General features: G+C 47.3%; 2 protein-coding genes. One reads left to right on the top strand and one right to left on the bottom strand.

Annotated features, from left to right (window positions below):
• On the top strand, window positions 1-286 hold a 286-nt coding region (locus R7P74_RS26530), incomplete at its 5' end, for an LpxL/LpxP family acyltransferase (RefSeq protein WP_443293429.1).
• A 60-nt stretch (window positions 287-346) separates the two neighbouring features.
• On the opposite strand, the gene pyrE is transcribed toward R7P74_RS26530, so the two are convergent.
• Window positions 347-702 (bottom strand): orotate phosphoribosyltransferase (gene pyrE, locus R7P74_RS26525; RefSeq protein WP_318123636.1); only part of this gene is annotated, 356 nt, incomplete at its 5' end.

Here is a 702-nt window from a genome sequence, read left to right as displayed (position 1 = left end):
TGATGACGCTTGTACAACAACCGGCACCGGCATCTTAGCCTACACATCAAAATGCGCGATCATTCCCGGATCTGGTTTCCGCAATGACGAAGGCAAATACGAAATCATCGCTGATAAGTGCATTGAAGCCGATTACCCACAAAAAGATGAAGTGGCTGCAGCGGCTTACATGAACAAGTACGTGGAAGAAGTGATTTTGCGAGCACCTGAGCAATGGATGTGGCTGCACAAACGCTACAAAACCATGCAAGATGAAAACGAGCCCAAAGGCATTCGCTACAAGTAAATCGCAAAAGAAAAGGTATCCGATTGGATACCTTTTTTATTGAATTGAAAAAGTGGGAAATTAGATGCCGTATTCCGCGCGGTATGCTTTCACCGCTTCAAGATGCTCGGTCGCGTTACCTTTTTCTTCAAGGTAAGTGATTAAGTCACCCAAACTCACGATAGAAATCACCGCACAACCGAAGTCGCGCTCAACTTCCTGAATCGCAGAAAGTTCGCCTTTGCCTTTCTCTTGGCGGTCGATAGCCACTAATACGCCAGCCAGATCTGCACCATTCGCCTTGATGATTTCCATCGATTCACGAATCGCGGTACCCGCTGTAATCACGTCATCCACCAGCATGATACGACCTTCTAAAGCAGAACCTACCAGATTACCGCCTTCGCCGTGGTCTTTCGCTTCTTTACGGTTGAAGC

The organism is Vibrio sp. 2033, assembly GCF_033339735.1.
This window is presented reverse-complemented; position numbering and strand designations above follow the sequence as displayed.